This window comes from Rhodococcus sp. DMU1 (assembly GCF_012272955.1).
Classification (GTDB): domain Bacteria; phylum Actinomycetota; class Actinomycetes; order Mycobacteriales; family Mycobacteriaceae; genus Rhodococcus; species Rhodococcus aetherivorans.
In genome coordinates, this window is sequence record NZ_CP050952.1 from 5978186 (window position 1) to 5996251 (window position 18066).

16 protein-coding genes are annotated in these 18066 nt (G+C 64.7%); 11 read left to right on the forward strand and 5 right to left on the reverse strand.

Features of this window, described 5'->3' with window-relative positions; all coding sequences use genetic code 11:
* Positions 1-115 precede the first annotated feature (115 nt).
* From HFP48_RS27450 to HFP48_RS27480, 7 genes are all read left to right on the forward strand, one after another.
* On the forward strand, positions 116-910 hold the full coding sequence (locus HFP48_RS27450) for a TauD/TfdA family dioxygenase (RefSeq protein WP_168580437.1): 795 nt from the start codon (positions 116-118) through the stop codon (positions 908-910).
* Positions 911-1046: 136 nt separating this feature from the next.
* Positions 1047-1886 carry an ABC transporter permease gene (locus HFP48_RS27455; RefSeq protein ID WP_168580438.1) on the forward strand — a complete coding sequence of 280 codons (840 nt, stop codon included), beginning with the start codon at positions 1047-1049 and terminating at the stop codon, positions 1884-1886.
* A gap of 36 nt (positions 1887-1922) precedes the next feature.
* On the forward strand, positions 1923-2741 hold the full coding sequence (locus HFP48_RS27460; RefSeq protein ID WP_231772255.1) for an ABC transporter ATP-binding protein: 819 nt from the start codon (positions 1923-1925) through the stop codon (positions 2739-2741).
* 52 nt (positions 2742-2793) lie between these two features.
* Positions 2794-3789, forward strand: a complete 996-nt coding sequence (locus HFP48_RS27465; protein ID WP_168580439.1) for an ABC transporter substrate-binding protein — start codon at positions 2794-2796, stop codon at positions 3787-3789.
* A gap of 99 nt (positions 3790-3888) precedes the next feature.
* On the forward strand, positions 3889-5034 hold the full coding sequence (locus tag HFP48_RS27470) for a Re/Si-specific NAD(P)(+) transhydrogenase subunit alpha (protein ID WP_168580440.1): 1146 nt from the start codon (positions 3889-3891) through the stop codon (positions 5032-5034).
* Between the two features lie 140 nt (positions 5035-5174).
* Positions 5175-5519 carry an NAD(P) transhydrogenase subunit alpha gene (locus tag HFP48_RS27475; RefSeq protein ID WP_006940142.1) on the forward strand — a complete coding sequence of 115 codons (345 nt, stop codon included), beginning with the start codon at positions 5175-5177 and terminating at the stop codon, positions 5517-5519.
* Positions 5516-6946 carry an NAD(P)(+) transhydrogenase (Re/Si-specific) subunit beta gene (locus HFP48_RS27480; protein WP_050035005.1) on the forward strand — a complete coding sequence of 477 codons (1431 nt, stop codon included), beginning with the start codon at positions 5516-5518 and terminating at the stop codon, positions 6944-6946. Before HFP48_RS27475 ends, HFP48_RS27480 begins: the two co-directional genes overlap by 4 nt.
* 83 nt (positions 6947-7029) lie before the next feature.
* Here HFP48_RS27480 and HFP48_RS27485 read toward each other — a convergent pair whose 3' ends face one another.
* Entirely contained in the window at positions 7030-7944 is a 915-nt protein-coding gene (locus tag HFP48_RS27485) for a LysR family transcriptional regulator (RefSeq protein ID WP_168580441.1), read from the reverse strand.
* 158 nt (positions 7945-8102) lie between these two features.
* Here HFP48_RS27485 and HFP48_RS27490 point away from each other — a divergent pair, with 158 nt between their 5' ends.
* Positions 8103-9101 (forward strand): YeiH family protein, encoded by a 999-nt coding sequence (locus HFP48_RS27490; RefSeq protein WP_231772954.1) that lies wholly within the window; start codon positions 8103-8105, stop codon positions 9099-9101.
* Positions 9102-9228: 127 nt separating this feature from the next.
* On the opposite strand, the gene HFP48_RS27495 is transcribed toward HFP48_RS27490, so the two are convergent.
* From HFP48_RS27495 to HFP48_RS27510, 4 genes are read right to left on the reverse strand one after another with little or no spacing between them, the layout of a single operon-like run.
* Positions 9229-10881 carry a 3-(methylthio)propionyl-CoA ligase gene (locus HFP48_RS27495; protein ID WP_168580442.1) on the reverse strand — a complete coding sequence of 551 codons (1653 nt, stop codon included), beginning with the start codon at positions 10879-10881 and terminating at the stop codon, positions 9229-9231.
* A gap of 25 nt (positions 10882-10906) precedes the next feature.
* A complete protein-coding gene (locus HFP48_RS27500) occupies positions 10907-11269 on the reverse strand; it encodes a hypothetical protein (protein ID WP_168580443.1) in 363 nt (120 codons plus the stop codon).
* A 3-nt stretch (positions 11270-11272) separates the two neighbouring features.
* On the reverse strand, positions 11273-11719 hold the full coding sequence (locus tag HFP48_RS27505; RefSeq protein WP_168580444.1) for a hypothetical protein: 447 nt from the start codon (positions 11717-11719) through the stop codon (positions 11273-11275).
* Positions 11716-12708, reverse strand: coding sequence for a zinc-binding dehydrogenase (locus tag HFP48_RS27510; RefSeq protein ID WP_168580445.1), 993 nt, complete (start codon positions 12706-12708; stop codon positions 11716-11718). Before HFP48_RS27510 ends, HFP48_RS27505 begins: the two co-directional genes overlap by 4 nt.
* A gap of 236 nt (positions 12709-12944) precedes the next feature.
* Between HFP48_RS27510 and HFP48_RS27515 the strand changes: the two genes are divergently transcribed.
* From HFP48_RS27515 to HFP48_RS27525, 3 genes are all read left to right on the forward strand, one after another.
* Complete coding sequence (locus tag HFP48_RS27515; RefSeq protein ID WP_168580446.1) at positions 12945-13880, forward strand: amidohydrolase family protein; 936 nt, start codon at positions 12945-12947, stop codon at positions 13878-13880.
* A 25-nt stretch (positions 13881-13905) separates the two neighbouring features.
* A complete protein-coding gene (locus HFP48_RS27520; protein ID WP_168580447.1) occupies positions 13906-14913 on the forward strand; it encodes an NADP-dependent oxidoreductase in 1008 nt (335 codons plus the stop codon).
* 1438 nt (positions 14914-16351) lie between these two features.
* On the forward strand, positions 16352-17881 hold the full coding sequence (locus tag HFP48_RS27525) for an MFS transporter (RefSeq protein ID WP_246872490.1): 1530 nt from the start codon (positions 16352-16354) through the stop codon (positions 17879-17881).
* Positions 17882-18066 lie beyond the last annotated feature (185 nt).

An 18066-nucleotide genomic window follows, 5' to 3' on the forward strand; every position in this document is an offset into this window, starting at 1 on the left:
ACGGCTCTTCTTTCAAGATTTTTGTCGACATAAACAGGACCGAGTGTTAGCTTGTGATCTGCAACACTCGCTGGCCGCGCGCCCCCAAGGCGCACTTCAGAAGTGAGGTCAAGTTATGAAGCTCGAGATCACTCCCCTCACCGGCACGATCGGTGCCTCCGTCGAGGGAATTCGGCTCGATGAGCCCCTCGACGCAACTGTGTTCGACGAACTGCACGAGGCATTTCTCACACACTGCACTCTGGTGTTCCCCGATCAGCACATCAAGCCTTCAGCTCAGGTGGAGTTCGCGCGATGGTGGGGTGATCCTGTCGTCACAGCAATGCTCAATCCGCTCGACGGCAATCCTGAAGTTGTCCAGATCGCCAACGTCAGGAAGGAAACGACGGCCACCGAGGCGTGGCACTACGACGCTGCGTTCACCGAAGTGCCCCCGAAGATTTCCATCCTGTCCGCCGTCACGGTTCCGGTTGGCGGCGACACGATGTGGTCGAACCAGTACCGCGCCTATGAACGACTGAGCCCGGACATGCGGAGGGTTCTCGACACTCTCCGGATCCGATTCCACGGGACACGGCTCGGGCGCATGCTGGAAGTGGCGAAAGCCGACATTCCCAGCGCAGTGCACCCACTTGTGCGCACCCATCCCGAAACCGGACGGAAGGCGCTGTACGTCGGACACCGCGAGAACGTGTGCATCGAGGGATGGACCCGCGAGGAGGGTGAAGCCCTGCTCGAGTACCTCTACCGGAACTCGGTCTCCCCGGACAACGTCTATCGGCACAGCTGGCGGGAGGGCGACGTGGTCATGTGGGACAACCGTTGCACCATGCACTACGCCGTGCACGGCTACGGCGACCAAGAGCGCGTCCTGAATCGCGTCACCCTCCACGGCGAGAAGCCGATCTGAATCCCCGCGGTGTTCGGGCCGAAAGTGCCATTGGGCCCGCAGGCGCGACCGACCGCTCGCCATGAGCGAACTCCCTGACGAAAGAAGCGGGCGGAACGAACGTCAACGTCGTTCGTGGCCACCGATCGGAGCATCCATGCAACTCACTGACGATCCCTCGACCCAGAAGAAGGACCGCGCGAGATCCCGGGGCAGGCGGGTACGTTTCTCGCGGGAGAACGTAGTGGTTCTCGCGGCACAGATCCTGCTTGCCGTGGTGTGGTTGGGACTGTGGCAACTGACAGCCACACAGCAATGGCTCGACCCCGTCCTCGCGAAGTCTCCCGGACAGTCGTGGGACTACATTGTCGTCGCAGCGCAATCCGGTGAGCTGTGGAGCAACACCCGATACACGATGATCGCCGTCCTCATCGCCTGGATACTTGCCGGGGCGGTCGGCGTCGTCGTCGGCGTGGCCCTGGGTCTGCTGCCCCGGGTAGAGCGCGTGCTCACGCCGTATCTCGAAGCGGCCAATGCCATGCCCCGTATTGCTCTTGCGCCGTTGTTCATCGTCGCCCTGGGCATCAATACATCCGCGAAGGTCGCCTTGGCGTCCACGCTGGTGTTCTTCCTTGTGCTGTCAGGCGCTCGTGCCGGCGTGCGGTCCACGGATGCGGAGTGGCTGCGTATGTCCACCGTTCTCGGAGCGCGTAAGCACCAGATCTTTCTGAAGGTGCTCCTCCCGGTGGCAACTCCGGCCATCTTCGCGGGGCTCCGGCTCGGACTGATCTACTCCCTGCTCGGCGTCGTCGGTTCCGAACTGATATCGGCGCGAAACGGGCTCGGCCAGTTGATTGCAACGTACTCCGCAACCTATCGGATGGAGGCGGTCTATGCGATCCTCCTGCTGCTCGCAGGTATCGCAGTCGTCCTCAATCAGGTCATGGGATTGGCCGAACGCCGGTTCCTGCGCTGGCAACCGCCGGTCGACCGCTGACAGATCCGTTGCTCGGAAATGAACTGGAGTGAAGAAGTGAGCACAACCTCGATGGCGCGACAGAGCTCTGTCCCCACTGCACATGCGACGCAGGATCGTCGTCACGACGCGATCGTGCTCACCGGAGTGAAGGTCGACTTCCCCAATCCTGCCGGCGGTATACGGACGGTGCTGTCCCACATCGACCTGTCCATTCCTGCAGGGGAATTCACAGCCGTAGTCGGACGCAGCGGATGCGGAAAGACGACACTGCTCAACATGGTGGCCGGCCTGGTCGAACCTACCGAGGGCACGGTCTCGGTCCTCGACAAGAAGCCACGTTCAGCCCGAAATCACCTCGGTTTCATGCCGGCACGAGATGCGCTGCTGCCCTGGCGAACTGCGCTGCGCAATGTGGAGTACGGTCTCGAGCTGCGCGGAATGAGCAAGTCGGAGCGTCGCGGCATCGCACGCCGATGGCTGAACGCGGTCCACCTCGGCGAGGCAGAGCGGCTCTGGCCGTGGCAATTGTCACAGGGAATGCGGCAACGAGTGGCGCTGGCTCGAACCTGGGCACTGAATCCGGACGTGCTGCTGATGGACGAGCCGTTCGCGGCTTTGGACGTAAACACACGACTGTCGGTGCAACAGGAGTTCCTCCAGCTGTGGCAACAGGAGGAGCATCGCACGGTCGTCTTCGTCACGCACGACCTGGGCGAAGCCGTCGCCCTGGCGGACCGGATCGTCCTCATGGGCGAGGGAAAGGTCCTCGACGACGTGAGAGTCGACCTCGATCGTCCCCGTGACCTCGCCGCCATTGCCGGGGACAGTCAATACCAGTCGATCTATGAGCGCCTTCGCGCGCAGCTGCACTGATGTCGCCGGTCGAGTGACCCACACAAGAGTTTCAACATTTCAAGGAGAATCGATGTCGAGATCCCGCAGCACGCTCGCCGTAGTGGGCGCTTTGGTTTCGGTGGGTGCACTGGTCGCATGCGGCGGACCGGAATCCGCCACGGCAGAGGACGGGTTCACCTCGGTCACCGTCGGCAACATGAACAGCAACTCCCTCACGTTTCCGCTGCTGGTGGCGCAGGAAGAGGGATTCTTCACGGACGTGGGGTTGCGGGTCGACACCGTCAACTCCGTCTCCGGACCGGAACTGACCGCAGCACTCATCGGCGGCACAACACAGATCGCCGTCGGAACGCCGGAAAATGTGATGCCGGCCATGGCCCAAGGACAGGACATCCTCACGATTCCGCCGTTCGGCCGGCTCGACATGTCGCTGGTCACTTTGGCAGACAGTGGAATCGAGGACATTTCGGCTCTCGCCGGAAGACAGGTCGGCGTCGTGCAGCGCGGCAGCTTCTCCGAGAAGTTCGCGCGCAGCGTCATCGCCGATCACGGTCTCGACCCCGACAGCGTCACGTATGTCGCGGTGGGCTCCGGTGCCACCATGGAACCGGCCGTGCGCAATCGAAAGGTCGATGCAACAGTGGGCGCGACATCCACGGTCGCCCTGCTGGAACAACACGGACTCGATGTCCGCACGCTGGCGAATTCCCTGGACGGGACCGGAGGCGAAGCGGGAACCTTCGGAATGCAGACCATGTGGACAACTACCGCCCCGTTCCAGCAGCAGCACCCCGGGATCGTGGACGGGTTCTGCACGGCGATGAACCGCGCGGGCGCATGGATCGCCGACGATGCGAATCGCGACGCGGGAGCGCAGAAACTGTCGACGTTGCTGGCGGTCCCGCAGGAGACCGCGGAGAAGATCTGGGATCGCACGCACCTGTCCTGGACGTACCGGATCGACCAAGAGAAGTGGGACAAGGTCAGTGCCTGGGTCTTGGAGGAGAACACCTCGGAACTCCCGTATACCGACCATGTGATGACGGATTGCGGCGAACAACTGTAGATCGGGGCAACAACCGATCGCTCGCCATCATGCGATGCCTCCCGCCGGTCGTCCGTGCAGGGCGGCGGTAGGTTTCGCTCGAACAAAGAAAGTTGCTTCATGGATACCACTCGATACGGGGCCCCGCCCGTTCTCGCCGTCGGCGTCGTTCGGGAAACGGGCGACGGCGAGCGGCGGGTCGCGCTGGTGCCGATGATCGTCCCGTCGTTGATCAAGAAGGGGCTCGACGTGGTCGTCGAGTCCGGGGCCGGGCTCGGTGCGCTGATCCCGGACGAGGCCTACGTCGAGGCCGGTGCGCGGATCGGGGATGCGTGGTCGGCGGATGTGGTGCTCAAGGTGGCGCCGCCGTCGGATGCGGAGGTCGCCCGGATGCGGTCGGGGCAGGCGCTGATCGGGTTCCTCGCCCCGCGCAACGCGCAGAACCAGATCGGGGCGCTGGCCGCGGCCGGGGTGCAGGCGTTCGCCGTCGAGTCGATCCCGCGGATCTCCCGGGCGCAGGTGATGGACGCGCTGTCGTCGCAGGCGAACGTCGCCGGGTACAAGTCGGTGCTGGTCGCCGCGTCGGAGTCGACGCGGTTCTTCCCGATGCTCACCACCGCCGCGGGCACGGTCAAGCCGGCGACGGTGCTGGTGCTCGGTGTGGGGGTGGCCGGGTTGCAGGCGCTGGCCACGGCCAAGCGCCTGGGCGGGCGCGCCACCGGCTACGACGTGCGTCCGGAGGTCGCCGACCAGGTGCGGTCGGTCGGTGCGCAGTGGCTCGATCTGGGCATCGACGCCGCCGGTGAGGGCGGCTACGCCCGCGAACTCACCGCCGACGAGCGTGCGCAGCAGCAGGCGGCGCTCGAGGAGGCCATCAAGGGCTTCGACGTGGTGATCACCACCGCGCTGGTGCCGGGCCGGCCCGCGCCGCGGCTGGTGACCGCCGCCGCCGTGGAGGGCATGAAGCCCGGCTCGGTGGTGGTGGATCTGGCCGGCGAGACCGGCGGCAACTGCGAGCTGACCGAACCCGGACGCACGGTGGTCAAGCACGGCGTGACCATCTGCTCGCCGCTGAATCTGCCCGCGACCATGCCTGAGCACGCCTCGCAGCTGTATTCGAAGAACGTCGTGGCCCTGCTCGAGCTGATGCTCGACGAGTCCGGTGCCCTGGCGCCGGACTTCTCGGACGAGATCCTCGACGGCGCCTGCGTGACCCGCACCGCCGAGGCGGACGACTCGGCCACGAGGGTGGGAGTACTCCGTTGAAGACCCTCGGCAACCTGCTCACCACCTCGGTGTTGTGGACGTCGGCCGTCGCGGTCGTAGCACTCGACCGGCTGATTTCCGTACAAGTACACGAACCGTCGGAGTGGCATGAATACTCCGCGTCGATCTGGGGGGCGTAGATGTATACCGAACTGTTGGCGAACATCGCGATCCTGGTCCTGGCCGGGTTCGTGGGCTTCGCCGTGATCTCGAAGGTGCCCAACACCTTGCACACCCCGCTGATGTCGGGCACCAACGCCATCCACGGCATCGTGGTGCTCGGTGCGCTGGTGGTCTTCGGCCACCTGCCGGCCGGCGCGCCGTGGAGCATCAAGGTCATCCTGTTCGTCGCGTTGGTGTTCGGCACGCTGAACGTCGTCGGTGGCTTCGTCGTCACCGACCGCATGCTCGCGATGTTCAAGCCCAAGAAGCGGGTGCCGGTGTCGGCCGCCCCGGCGGAGCAGAAGGGAGCCGACGCGAAATGAGCTACCTCGTCTCCGTCCTGTACATCGTCGCGTTCGCGATGTTCATCTACGGTCTGATGGGCCTGACCGGCCCGAAGACCGCGGTCCGCGGCAACTACATCGCCGCGGTCGGCATGGCCGTGGCGGTGCTCGCCGTGCTGATCGACATCCGCGACACCGACAACTGGAGCTGGATCGTCGCCGGCCTGGTCGTCGGCGTCGTCCTGGGCGTCCCGCCGGCGCTGCGCACGAAGATGACGGCGATGCCGCAGCTGGTGGCGCTGTTCAACGGCGTCGGTGGCGGCACCGTCGCGCTGATCGCGTGGGCGGAGTTCCTCGACTCGGACGGCTTCACCACCCTCGCCGAGGAACCGACGGTGCCCGTGGTGGTCGGCTCGCTGTTCGCCGCGATCATCGGATCGGTGTCGTTCTGGGGTTCGCTGGTGGCGTTCGCCAAGCTGCAGGAGCTGCTGAACAAGAACCTCGAGCGCCGCCTCGTCGGCGCGGCCAAGGCCTTCCAGCTGGCGAACATCGTGCTCGCGCTCGCGGCGATCGCGCTCGCCGTGTACATCGGACTCGCGGCCGACCCGGCGAACGATCCGACCTCGGCGGTGTGGATCGTCGCGCTGCTCGTCGTGGCCGGGCTGATGGGCCTGTTCGTGGTGCTGCCGATCGGCGGCGCCGACATGCCGGTGGTCATCTCGCTGCTCAACGCCCTGACCGGCCTGTCGGCCGCGGCGGCCGGCCTGGCGCTGAACAACCAGGCGATGATCGTCGCCGGCATGATCGTCGGTGCGTCGGGTTCGATCCTGACCAACCTGATGGCCAAGGCGATGAACCGGTCCATCCCGGCGATCGTGTTCGGCTCGTTCGGCGGCGACGGCGGTGCCGGTGCGGCCGCGGGCGGGGCCGGCGGCACCGTCAAGGCGACCTCCGCCTCCGATGCCGCGGTCCAGATGGCCTACGCCAACCAGGTCATCGTGGTGCCCGGGTACGGGCTGGCGGTGGCGCAGGCGCAGCACGCGGTCAAGGAGATGGCGGCGCTGCTCGAGGAGAAGGGCGTGGAGGTCAAGTACGCCATCCACCCGGTCGCCGGCCGGATGCCCGGGCACATGAACGTCCTGCTCGCCGAGGCCGAGGTGCCGTACGAGGCGCTCAAGGAGATGGACGACATCAACGGCGAGTTCTCCCGCACCGACGTCACCGTCGTCATCGGCGCCAACGACGTCACCAACCCCGCCGCCCGGCAGGATTCGTCCAGCCCGATCTACGGCATGCCCATCCTCAACGTCGACCAGTCCAAGTCGGTCATCGTGCTCAAACGCTCGATGAGCTCCGGCTACGCCGGCATCGACAACCCGCTGTTCACCGCCGACCACACCTCCATGCTCTTCGGCGACGCGAAGAAGATGGTCTCCGAGGTCACCGAGGAACTCAAGGCGCTGTAACCGCCGCAACCGCCGAACCCTGCCAGTGCCCGCCCCCGTGAACACAGTGGCGGGCACTGGCACGTCGGCCTGAATTTCTCGAGTCACCTACCGGCGCATCTGCTTTCACCGGAATTAGTCACCAGAGAAACAAGATCGTGGGCAGCCCTGGACAATGGCCGGTCGGCTCTCCAGACCGCACGAAGAGTCCGTTCGAGTTTCAGGCCGTGCACGTAGACCTGACGCAGGGCGCCCGATGCGAGATCGTCCGCGACGGCGAGGCCGCTCACCACCGCCGGACCTATGCCAGCGAGCACGCTGTTGCGTATCGCTCCTGTGCTCCCCAGTTCGAGCAACGGCGATGCGGTGTGTCCGTCCAACGCGCGATCGATGGTCATGCGGGTTCCGGAACCCACCTCACGAACCAACAGCGGGGTGGCAGCCAACTCCGAGACGGTGATCGGTGCCGCACGACGCGCCCACGGATGAGCCGAATTCACGACGACGACGAGACGGTCGTGGGCGACCACGGCGCTGTGTGCGAACTCCGGAACATCCGGGCACTCGACAAAGCCCAGATGACAGCAACCGTCGTGCACCTGCTCGAGCACCTGTGTCGAATTCCGAACCTGTAGGTGTATCCCTACGTCGGGAAACCGTCCACGGTAGTGGTTCAGCCACACGGGCATCAACTGCTCCGCGATCGTCGTGCTGGCGCACACGTCGAGTTGGGCATGTTCGTCGTGGCGCAATCCCTCCGCCACGGCGACCATATCGGAGATGGCCTCCAACACTTTTCGGGCAGCCTCCATGATCGTCCGTCCGTGCGGGGTGAGAGTGGAGCCGGTCGGATTGCGTTGGAGCAGCTGCGTGCCGAAACGTCGCTCCAGATGCCGGATATGACGGCCGGCGTCCGGCGGGGCCATTCCCGCCCTCCGACTCGCAGCCGCCACGCTCCCGTATTGCTCTATCCCTGACAATAATTCGAGAGATCGAACGTCGATGTGTCTGGTCGACATGGGCTGGTCACACTTCCGCTGAGAACATATCGAATCGATATGGGGTGTTGGTATTCTGGTGTCTACCAAAGGCTTCTGAAATGCCCGACTGTTGAACAATGAACCCGATACAAGAGCGGATGCGTCCCACCGCGCATCGGAAAGCCACACCCGCCGGCATGTCACGGATCGGGAAGCTCAGTGGTGAACTGGCTCCCGGCGTCGCGATGTGCCTCATCGTCGCGATCCTGTCCATGGCAGCGGCTCGATTCCTGCCTGCGGTCAGCCCCCTGCTGATTGCAATCGTCATCGGGGCCGTCGGCGCAAACCTGCTCACCGTCCCCCAACGACTCCAGCCCGGGATGACCTTCTCGTCGAAGAAGCTGCTGCGTGTGGGCATCGCATTGCTCGGCCTGCAACTGATGCTGGCCGACATTTTCGGATTGGGCTGGAAGATCATGGCTGTGGTCGTCGCCGTTGTCTCCTTGGGCATCGTGGGCACGATGCTTGTCGGCAGGCTGTTGGGACTCTCGTGGACCCAGCGGGTGCTCATCGCATGTGGCTTCTCCATCTGTGGAGCCGCGGCGGTGGCTGCCACGGACGGTGTCGTCGATGCGGACGAAGAGGAGGTCCTCACCGCAGTCGCGCTAGTGGTCATCTTCGGTACGCTCATGATCCCGACGGTTCCTCTCGTGGCCGGTGCATTGGGACTGGAGCCCACCGTGGCGGGCCTGTGGGCCGGCGGGGCGATCCACGAGGTGGCCCAGGTGGTCGCGGTGGGCGGCATCATCGGCGGCGGCGCGCTGACTGTCGCCGCGATCGTGAAGCTTGCCCGCGTCCTGATGCTCGCACCGGTGATCGCAACCTTGGGCATCCTGCAGCGCCGGCGGGCGACCGATACGACCGGGCAGGCCGAACGGCCGCCCCTGGTGCCGTTCTTCGTCCTCGGCTTCCTGGCATGTGCGGCGCTGCGCACCACCGGAATCGTGCCCGACAACGCGCTGACGCTGGCCAAGAGCGCCCAGACGCTCCTGCTCACCGCGGCGATGTTCGCGCTCGGCGCCGGCGTGCGAGTATCGCTGATCAAGAAGGTCGGTCCTCGACCGTTTGTTCTCGCCACTGTCTCCACCGCATGGGTGGCCTCGATCGCTCTCGTCGGTGTTCTGCTCGTCGTGTGAGTGTCGGACCTCGCGACGATCGGCGCCGATTCCCTCACGGGGATCGGCGCCGATCTCTCGGGTCGGTTGTCGACCCCCTGGGCGAAGGCGGACCACCCAGAGCGCCGCCGACAGGAAACGTGCGCGATCAGTGTTCGGTCGAGGTCGCCGACACCCTGGTCCGGGAAGGCATCAGGTGGTCCTGGAACCGTTCTCGGAGCGGGGCCTTGAGCACCTTGCCGGTCGAACCCATCGGCAGGGAATCGACGAACACCACATCGTCCGGCAGCCACCACTTGGCGACCTTGCCCTCGAAGTAGGCGAGGAGCCCCTCGCCGGTGACATCCGCGTCGGGAGCGCGGACCACGACGAGCAATGGCCGTTCGTCCCATTTCCGATGGCGGACACCGATGCATGCTGCGGCGGCGATGCCCGGGTGGCTCATGGCGATGTTCTCGAGGTCGATCGAACTGATCCACTCGCCGCCGGACTTGATCACGTCCTTGCTGCGGTCGGTGATCTGCATGAATCCGTCCGCGTCGATGGTTGCGATGTCCCCAGTGGGAAACCATCCGTCGATCAGTGGATCGGCCTCCTCGCGGCGGTAGTAGGTCGACAGTACCCACGGGCCCCGGGCCATGAGGTGGCCGGCTGCCCTTCCGTTCCAAGGGAGTTCGTTGCCGACGTCGTCGACGATCTTCAGATCCATCCCGAACACGCATCGTCCCTGTTTGGCCTGCACCGCGAATCGTTCGTCGTCCGTGACGTCCTGATGTGTGTGCTTCGGTACGGACGCAGTGCCGAAAGGACTGGTTTCGGTCATGCCCCACCCGTGGATCACGTTGACGCCGTGTAGCTTTTCGAGCTCGCGCAACATGGACGGAGGGCACGCAGCGCCGCCGATCACCGCCCGTTCGAGCGTCGTGAAGCGCACGCCGTGCTCCTGTGCGTGCCGGAGTTGGCCTTGCCACACTGTCGGTACACTCGCCGAGAGGGTGACCTGCTCGGCCTCCTGCAACTCGTACAGGGAGCGGCCGTCGAGATCGGCGCCGGGCAAGACCACCTTCGCTCCGACCATGCACGCCGCGTACGGCAGGCCCCAGGCGTTGACGTGGAACATGGGCACCACCGGCATCACGCTGTCGCTCGCCGACAGGCCCATCGAATCGGGCAGGGCCACGGCGAACGTGTGTAGAACGGTCGACCGATGGCTGTAGAGCACACCCTTGGGATTGCCTGTCGTGCCACTGGTGTAGCACAGTGAGGATGCGGTCTGTTCGTCGAAGGTCGGCCACTGGTAGCTGCCGGATTCCTGTGCGATGAGGTCCTCGTACACGAGGACATCGCCGATGTCGCCGGGTAGGTGCTCGCGGTCGCTCATGACGACGTAATGCCGTACGCTCGCGAGTCGCGGACCGAGTTCACGCACGAGTGGCAGGAACGTGAGATCGAAGAAGAGCACGTCGTCGGCGGCATCGGCAATGATCCACGCCATCTGGTCCGGGTGGAGCCGGGGGTTGACGGTGTGCAGGACGGCACCCGAACCGGAAGCGGCATAGTAGAGTTCGAGATGTCGGTAGCCGTTCCATGCCAGGGTCGCTACTCGGGTGCCCGGTTCGATGCCCAGACGCTCCAATGCCTGTGCGAGTCTTCTCGAACGGTCGGCAAGATCGCGAAATGTGTAGCGGTGGATATCGCCCTCGACGCGCCGGGAGACGATCTCCTGCCCACCGTGGTGACGCTCCGCATGTCGGAGCAACGAGGAGACCAGCAGGGGTTGCTGCATCATCTGACCGATCACGGGAAACTCCTGTCTGTGCGGCGCCTCAGGACTTCTGGGCGCGCATCGAAATCTCTTCGAGGAGAGCGCGTGCACGTTGTGCGGCGTCACGCCCGCCTGCCGCGTCTCCGCGAACATGCAGCGGGCGCAATTCCTCGATCTCGTCGAGAGCACCGAGCAATTCGGGTTCGACGATCTTGTACTTGCGTAGAGTGTTCACGACCAGCATCGATGTATGGACGATGTCCTCGTCCTCCGTCGAAACGCCGTGTCGGTGCAACGCGTAGTTCGCCCAGTGGGTGCCCGCGAGCATCGCGGCTTCGATCGTGATCTCCCAATCCTGCTCACCGCAGAGCGCGATCGACTGCTCGATTCGTTGTGCGAGGTGGCAGTGTCGTTCGGGGTCCATCGGTCATCCTCGTGTTCGTGTGGTCAGCGTGGCCCGTACCTGCGAGAACGCGTGTTCGCACTCGTCGACGATGTGCCGGTCCGGGGTGTGGTACCCGCGCAGGCAGGGGTCGCGATGGTGCTCGATGGTTTCGAGGGCGTGTTCGAGTGCCTCGATGTCGGGCGGAATCGGCCGGGGTACGGAAGGCCAGCCCACGTGGCTCACATCACCGAGACCGCACAGGATCCGCCGATACGTGCCATCGGGTTGAGGTGCCACGTGGACTCCGGGGATTGTGGAAAAGAGCCTGTCGTCGCGTGTCAGGCCTGCGTCGTGCAGTGACGCGTTGTAGGCATTCGTACCTGCGGTCAGCGTGGTCCAGTACCACAGTTCGAAGTCCTCGAGGGGGTGGAGCCGGTCCCGCAGGTCGCACAGCCGTTCGAACTTGTCCAGATGCGATGCGATGTTCATGCGGCTTCTTCCAGCGCGGGGTCCACCAGTAGGACGATCTTGCCGAAGTGTCGATCGGTCGTCATGTACTCGTGTCCGGCGGCGATGTCCTCGATCGGGTACGTGCGGTCGATCGGCATGTTCAGCAGTCCCGCAGCGAGCGGTGCCATCAGGTCGCGTGCGGCGGCCTGAACACACTCGAGGCGTTCCGCTTCGGCGCGGGTCCGGAAGGTGACGCCGATCAGGTGCAGCCTCTTCAGCCAGAGGGTGTTGAGGTCGATCGACGCTGTCGCGGACCCGAGGCGTCCGATGTTCACCAGGCGTCCCTGCACGGCCAGGCACTCGAGATTCGCTTCGAACACCGTCCCGCCGACCGAGTCGATGATGACATCGACACCCGCTCCGTCGGTGGCGGCCAGGACCTCGGCGACCTGGTCATGCACCGAGACGTTGACGACGCAGTCGAGCCCCAACGCCTTCAGGCGTTCGGCCTTGTCGTCCGAACGTGTGGTCGCGACAATGCGGCCCGCTCCCATCGCCTGGGCGATCCGGATCGCGGCCAACCCGATCCCGCTCGACGCGGCATTCACCAGTACCGTTTCGCCCGGCCGCATTCGAGCATTGGTGATCAACGCGTCGTGAGCGGTGACGAAGACGTTGGGAAAGGCCGCGGCCTGTACCCACGAGATCGTGTCCGGCACCGGAATCAGGGCCAGCGGCGCGGCCACCACGTACTCGGCTTGCCCGCCGGTTCCGTGGCCCATGACGCGATCTCCGACGCGCCATCGCCGCACCTGCGCTCCTACTTGTTCCACCTCTCCCGCGAACTCGACCCCGATGGGGACGGGGTCGCCGGAGGTGACACGACCGGCCTGCAGGATTTCACCCCGGTTCAGTGCCGACGCTTTCACCCTCACGAGCACTTCGTCCGGGCCCGGGGTGGGGCGCGGGACCTCCATGACCGTGACCTTGCCGCCGGCGGGGTCACCGACGATGCGTGCAGCTTGCATGTTCACTCCTGGGTCGACGAATAATTATGTCGACATTAATAAATTTCAGCGTGTATCGCCAGGGGTCCAGGGCTCGATCGCGCATCGGACGTGGGTCGCGAAACCCCGGACGAAAAGCGGGCCGCCGACATCCTTCAATATTTATGTCGACAATAAACGCGATGATGGCTAGTGTGGTCATCCAAGACCTGACGGGGTTCAGGTCGAAGTCCTAGCACCCGATCCCAGGAGGGGACATGACCCAGACCAGAAGTGCCGAGCGCCTCGACCGCCTCCGTGGCAAGATCGTCGACTTCCGGCTTCGTCCGCCTACCGGCCCGTACCGCAACTTCTTCACGCCGACCGTGGTGGGCGCGGTGAACCGGATTCTCGGGATGCCCACGCCGCGTTCGTACTCGATCAGTACGGATCCGTTCCCGAACGCCGAGGACCGTGCGATTGCGGCGCTTGTCGACGAAATGGATTCGGTCGGTGTCCGACTGGGCGTTATGAACGGTCGTCACTCGGTCAACCGTCCCGTGCCCGTCCACATCGAAGACAGCGACCTCGCGGAGCTGAGCGCGCGCACCGGCAACCGCGTCCTCGGGCTCGCCGGTGTCGACTTCGACAAGCCCACGGAAGAGATCATCGAGGGTCTCGACATCGCGATGAAGGAACACGGGCTCGTCGGTGTCTGCCTCGAACCGGGCCTCGCCCGCGAACCCATGTATGCCGACGATGAGCGGTTGTTCCCGCTCTACGAGAAGATCGCCGATCTCGGTGTCCCGCTGCTGTTCATGTCCGGTCCGCTGGCCGGCCCCGACATCAGTTACACCGATCCCGTGCGCTTCGACCGGGTCGCCCGCCGGCACCCGTCGATGCCCGTGATCCTGGGGCACGGATGCTATCCCTACGCCAATGAGGCCGTGGCGCTCGCCTTCAAGAGCGAGGCGACCGGTGTCCACAACGTGTTCGTCTCGCCCGACGTCTATATGTTCGCCCCGGGCGGCGAGACCTTCGTCAAGGGCGTGAACTGGCTGCCCAACCGCTTCGTCTACGCCTCTGCGTACTCCTTTGCTGGCGTTGCGGAGTCGGTGCTCAGAACCGTCGAGTTGGACCTGACCGACGACGCGCTCGACGCCTACATGTACCGAAACGCCGAGAGCCTGCTGCGTCCCGTTCTGGGCCGCTGACCGGAACAGCGAAGGAGAATAGCCCATGGGTGAGCAGAACCTACAAGTCCACATGCGCCGACATCCGGAGGGGATGGTGACGGAGGACGACTTCGATATCGTCAGCGTGGACGTACCCGTGCCCGGTGCCGGTGAGGCTCTGGTGAAGATCCACTACCTGTCGTTGGATCCGTACATGCGGCCGATGATGGACCCGTTGCGGTCATATGTGCCGCACCTCAACCCCGGCGACCTGATGCCTGGTGCAACCGTCGGCGAAATCGTCGAAAGCAACGAGCCGTCACTTCCGGTCGGCTCGATCGTGACCGGGATGCTCGGATGGCAGACATACGGGATCGTCACGCCCGCCACATGCCGCATGGTCGATACGGAGGCAGGGCCAACCTCGGCAGCTCTGCATGTGCTCGGAATGACGGGCGCGACCGCGCACTATGGACTGCTCGAGCTGGCCAAGCCTCAGCCAGGTGAGACCGTTGTCGTGACCGCCGCATCGGGGGCGGTCGGATCCGTCGTCGGTCAGCTCGCAAAGATCCGCGGTGCCCGAACGATCGGCATCGCGGGGGGACCCGAAAAATGCCGTTACGTTCGAGAAGAACTCGGCTTCGACGAGTGTCTCGACTATCGCGCCCCCGATTTCGTCGAGCAGCTCGCTGCCGCTACGCCGAACTATGTCGACGTACTTTTCGAGAACGTGGGCGGCCCCATCTTCGATGCGGTTCTGACCCGGATCAATGACCATGCACGAATCGCATTGTGCGGAAACGTAAGTCAATACAACGTCGACAAGCCGTACGGCGTCACCGGAATGCGTTATCTGCTGGTGCATCGGGTCAGCGTGTTTGCCTTCGTCATCGCCGACCACCGTGAGTACTGGCCGGGTGCCATCGCGGAGATCGGTCAATGGGTCCGTGAAGGCAAGGTGTGCTACCGAGAAGATTTCGCCCCAGGACTGCACACTGCACCCAAGGCGTTCATCGAGATGTTGACGGGCAAGAACTTCGGTAAGCAACTCGTGGACGTGGCTGCACCTTGACCGGCCGTTCCAGAACGAGTTCGGCGTGGCAGATGAAGCGCGGAACCGCCGGGGCTCGTGTCGACAGTATCGGATGATCTTGTTTCCGACGATCCGCGGGCACGGAAAGCCACTTGCTTCCACCTCGGCCTGACCGCCGGTCTCGGTTCACGGGACACGAGCCGATCGACGATCGTCTCGCTCCGGCCTGCGTCGTCTTCATCCGGCCCGCCAACGCCGGTTGGAGGCATGTTGTCCACCGAAAGATCGGATGCAGTGGAGTGACATCCGGTGCGGGTTGCGCATGTGACCGACGTCGGGGCGCGGCCCCGGCTGCACGTGGCGGTGCGCGCGGAAGCGCGCACCGCCGGGTTGCTCGAGATGGATGACGTCGCGGTCGACGGCTCGTATGCGCAAGCCCTCGAAAGAGAGATCACACCGGGCCGTCACCGGTCGATCGTGGTCGCGGCGGCAGCAAGTACCTGTGATCGCCGGCCGGCACGGACTCCGTAGGCGGTGTCGCGGACCAGAGGAAACCGTCACGACGTTACTCAACTGCCGCCGCTGATCGATGGGTGGCTGGTGGACCACGAGCCGCCTGTGCATGCTCCATCTCCTCCAATCGATTGTTGTGCCCCGACTCCGACAGAAGGTCTCGGGCCATCCGGTACACGCCGGGCCTGGCCTACGTCGGCGCGGTCGCCTCGGTCGGCAGCACTCGGGACTCCTTCCACAACGCGGTGGCGGACGCATTCAACTCGCTGTTTCAAGGCCGAACCGATCCGAAACAAGGGTCCGTGGAGGTCGATCGGGACCTCGAATTCTCGGTCGCCGAGTACATCGACTGATTCAGTCGCACGGGAACAACCGGGCGGGTTATCGAGAGCCTCTATGAACAGCACAACACTTCGGGTGCGGATCCTGCCGTGGTCGTGCGCCCGGTCGGTGTGCGCCTGAACTGGTTCAAAATTGTTGTCGACATAAATGGTGATACCTGTTACGTTTGTGACTGGCACCACTTGCCCGACCTTTGCCGTCATCCGCATCGTGGAGAACCAGCCGACATCCGGGAGCCCTCGTGAAGGTTTGTGTCACCCCCCTGACTGGATCCATCGGTGCTGCAGTGGGCGGCGTTCGTCCGGACGAACCGATCGACGAGCAGAGCTCCGAGACCGCTGCGCGCGGCGTTCCGCGAGCGGCGCACGCTCGCATTCCGCGATCAGTTCGTAAATCCACCGGCGCAGATCGCGTTTGCCAGGTTCCGGGACAACCAGTGCACCATGCACTACGCGATTCACGGCCATGACTGCCCGGAACGGGTGCCCAACCGCACCACCCTCCACGGTGACGTCTCGGCGTAAGCGGTCCGGACCGTCGGCGGCCACAGCCCCCGGGCAGCGATACCTCACGAACAGGTCCATCCCCGTCCGCGTCGACTACCGGGGGCAAGTCAGGTGCGGTGCTCACTGATTGGAGCGACAATGCAAGTTATCGATCAGCCATCGGTAAGCGCGGCTGCCGGACCGGGTGGATCGGCACTCACACGTCGATCATGGAAAGTGCCCAAGGAGACGGCTTGCATCACAACGACAAAGACGAGGATGCCGTCATGACAGTCACGGACGATGCCGAACGGGCAGGCGACCCCGCCGACGGCGGCACCAGGACCACCGCGGCGGTGAGCGCTCCGACCGCCCGCACCGCATGGAGCATCACGTTCCTCGTGATGATTTTGCAGACGATCAACTTCGCCGACAAGGCCGTACTCGGGATCGTCGCCCGACCACTGTCCGAGGATCTGGGTCTGTCGAACGCGGACATCGGACTCTTGGGGAGCGTCTTCTACGTCCTGTTCGTGGTCACCGGGTTGGTGGGCGGCTTCATCGCCGACCGTGTGCGCATCGTCTGGGTACTTCTGGCTCTGGCCCTGCTGTGGTCGCTGGTTCAGATCCCGGTACTGCTGGTAGGCACGTTTACCGCGCTGATCGTCAGCCGCGTACTGCTCGGGGCGGCGGAAGGCCCCGCGAGTGCTGTGAACAACGTCGCGGTGTTCGGGTGGTTCCCCAAGAACAAACGCGGCCTTCCCTCGGCGGTGGTCAGCTCCGGTACGTCGCTGTCGAAAATTCTGATGGCACCAGCGCTCACGGTGATCGTCGCGGCATACGGCTGGAAGTCCGCATTCTGGACGCTGATGATCGTCGGCCTGGTGTGGGCGGCCGTATGGCTGATGGTCGGAAAGGACGGGCCGTACTCCGTGAGCAGTGCGCGCGAGGTGGCCCAGTCCGGTACCGCGGGCAAGGTGAAACGGGTGAGTCTCCTGCGGATTGTCGCGTTGCCCACCTTCTGGGGTGGGGTACTCGGCATGTTCGCCCTCTATGGCATGGTCGCAGTGATTCTGACCTGGCTGCCGTCCTACTTCGAGCAAGGGCTGGGCTTCAGCCGGGTCGACTCGGGGCTGCTCTTCGCCCTGCCGAGCGCGACCGGGATGGCTTCGATGTTGTTGGTGTCCTACATCACCGACCGGCTGGCCGGCCGTGGCGTGACCGTGCGGATCTCGCGCGGAATGGTCTCGGCGGTCGCATTGTTCGTCTGTGGCGGCATGATGGCCGCCATCCCGTTGGTGACCAGCACGTGGCTGGCGGTGTTCCTGGTCGTTGCGGGATACGGAGCCGGGGTGGCCAGCTATCCGCTGATGAATGTCGCGGTGGCGCACATCAGCCCGGAGCGTCAGGTCGCATCCACCCTGGGGGTCTTCACCGCATTGTTTTCGACCTCGGGCATCCTCGCGCCGTGGCTCACCGGTCGTCTCGTCGATGCGGCGTCGACACCGGCCGAGGGGTACACGACGGCCTTCGAGATCTTCGGTGTCGTGGCGATCATCGGTGCCGTGGTGATGGCGCTGACCGTGAATCCCGAGCGTGATCGCGCCCGTATCGCGGCGATCGACACGCTGACCAGGGCCGACCGCTCCGCCGGCGACGAGTCCTGACGGTTCCGGCGCAGACCCCACGCAGCCTGACCACGTGGGAGGCCGGAACATGCAATCACCGTGGCCTTCGTCGCCAAGAGACCGGGAAGGGCCTCGGTCCTCGCCGGCTTCGCGTTCAATTGCTTGGTGGTCCCTGCCGTTCACGGCGGGCGCGTCAGCGTCGACAGAACATCGAGACAGTGGAC

What these genes read in the sequence shown, in the direction of transcription:
- HFP48_RS27480 (WP_050035005.1), top strand. Translation starts at nt 5,516, where the DNA reads ATGAGCTACCTCGTCTCCGTCCTGTACATCGTCGCGTTCGCGATGTTC.
- HFP48_RS27520 (WP_168580447.1), top strand. Translation starts at nt 13,906, where the DNA reads ATGGGTGAGCAGAACCTACAAGTCCACATGCGCCGACATCCGGAGGGG.
- HFP48_RS27455 (WP_168580438.1), top strand. Translation starts at nt 1,047, where the DNA reads ATGCAACTCACTGACGATCCCTCGACCCAGAAGAAGGACCGCGCGAGA.
- HFP48_RS27510 (WP_168580445.1), bottom strand. Translation starts at nt 12,708, where the DNA reads ATGCAAGCTGCACGCATCGTCGGTGACCCCGCCGGCGGCAAGGTCACG.
- HFP48_RS27470 (WP_168580440.1), top strand. Translation starts at nt 3,889, where the DNA reads ATGGATACCACTCGATACGGGGCCCCGCCCGTTCTCGCCGTCGGCGTC.
- HFP48_RS27515 (WP_168580446.1), top strand. Translation starts at nt 12,945, where the DNA reads ATGACCCAGACCAGAAGTGCCGAGCGCCTCGACCGCCTCCGTGGCAAG.
- HFP48_RS27465 (WP_168580439.1), top strand. Translation starts at nt 2,794, where the DNA reads ATGTCGAGATCCCGCAGCACGCTCGCCGTAGTGGGCGCTTTGGTTTCG.
- HFP48_RS27490 (WP_231772954.1), top strand. Translation starts at nt 8,103, where the DNA reads ATGTCACGGATCGGGAAGCTCAGTGGTGAACTGGCTCCCGGCGTCGCG.
- HFP48_RS27450 (WP_168580437.1), top strand. Translation starts at nt 116, where the DNA reads ATGAAGCTCGAGATCACTCCCCTCACCGGCACGATCGGTGCCTCCGTC.
- HFP48_RS27485 (WP_168580441.1), bottom strand. Translation starts at nt 7,944, where the DNA reads ATGTCGACCAGACACATCGACGTTCGATCTCTCGAATTATTGTCAGGG.
- HFP48_RS27505 (WP_168580444.1), bottom strand. Translation starts at nt 11,719, where the DNA reads ATGAACATCGCATCGCATCTGGACAAGTTCGAACGGCTGTGCGACCTG.
- HFP48_RS27500 (WP_168580443.1), bottom strand. Translation starts at nt 11,269, where the DNA reads ATGGACCCCGAACGACACTGCCACCTCGCACAACGAATCGAGCAGTCG.
- HFP48_RS27475 (WP_006940142.1), top strand. Translation starts at nt 5,175, where the DNA reads ATGTATACCGAACTGTTGGCGAACATCGCGATCCTGGTCCTGGCCGGG.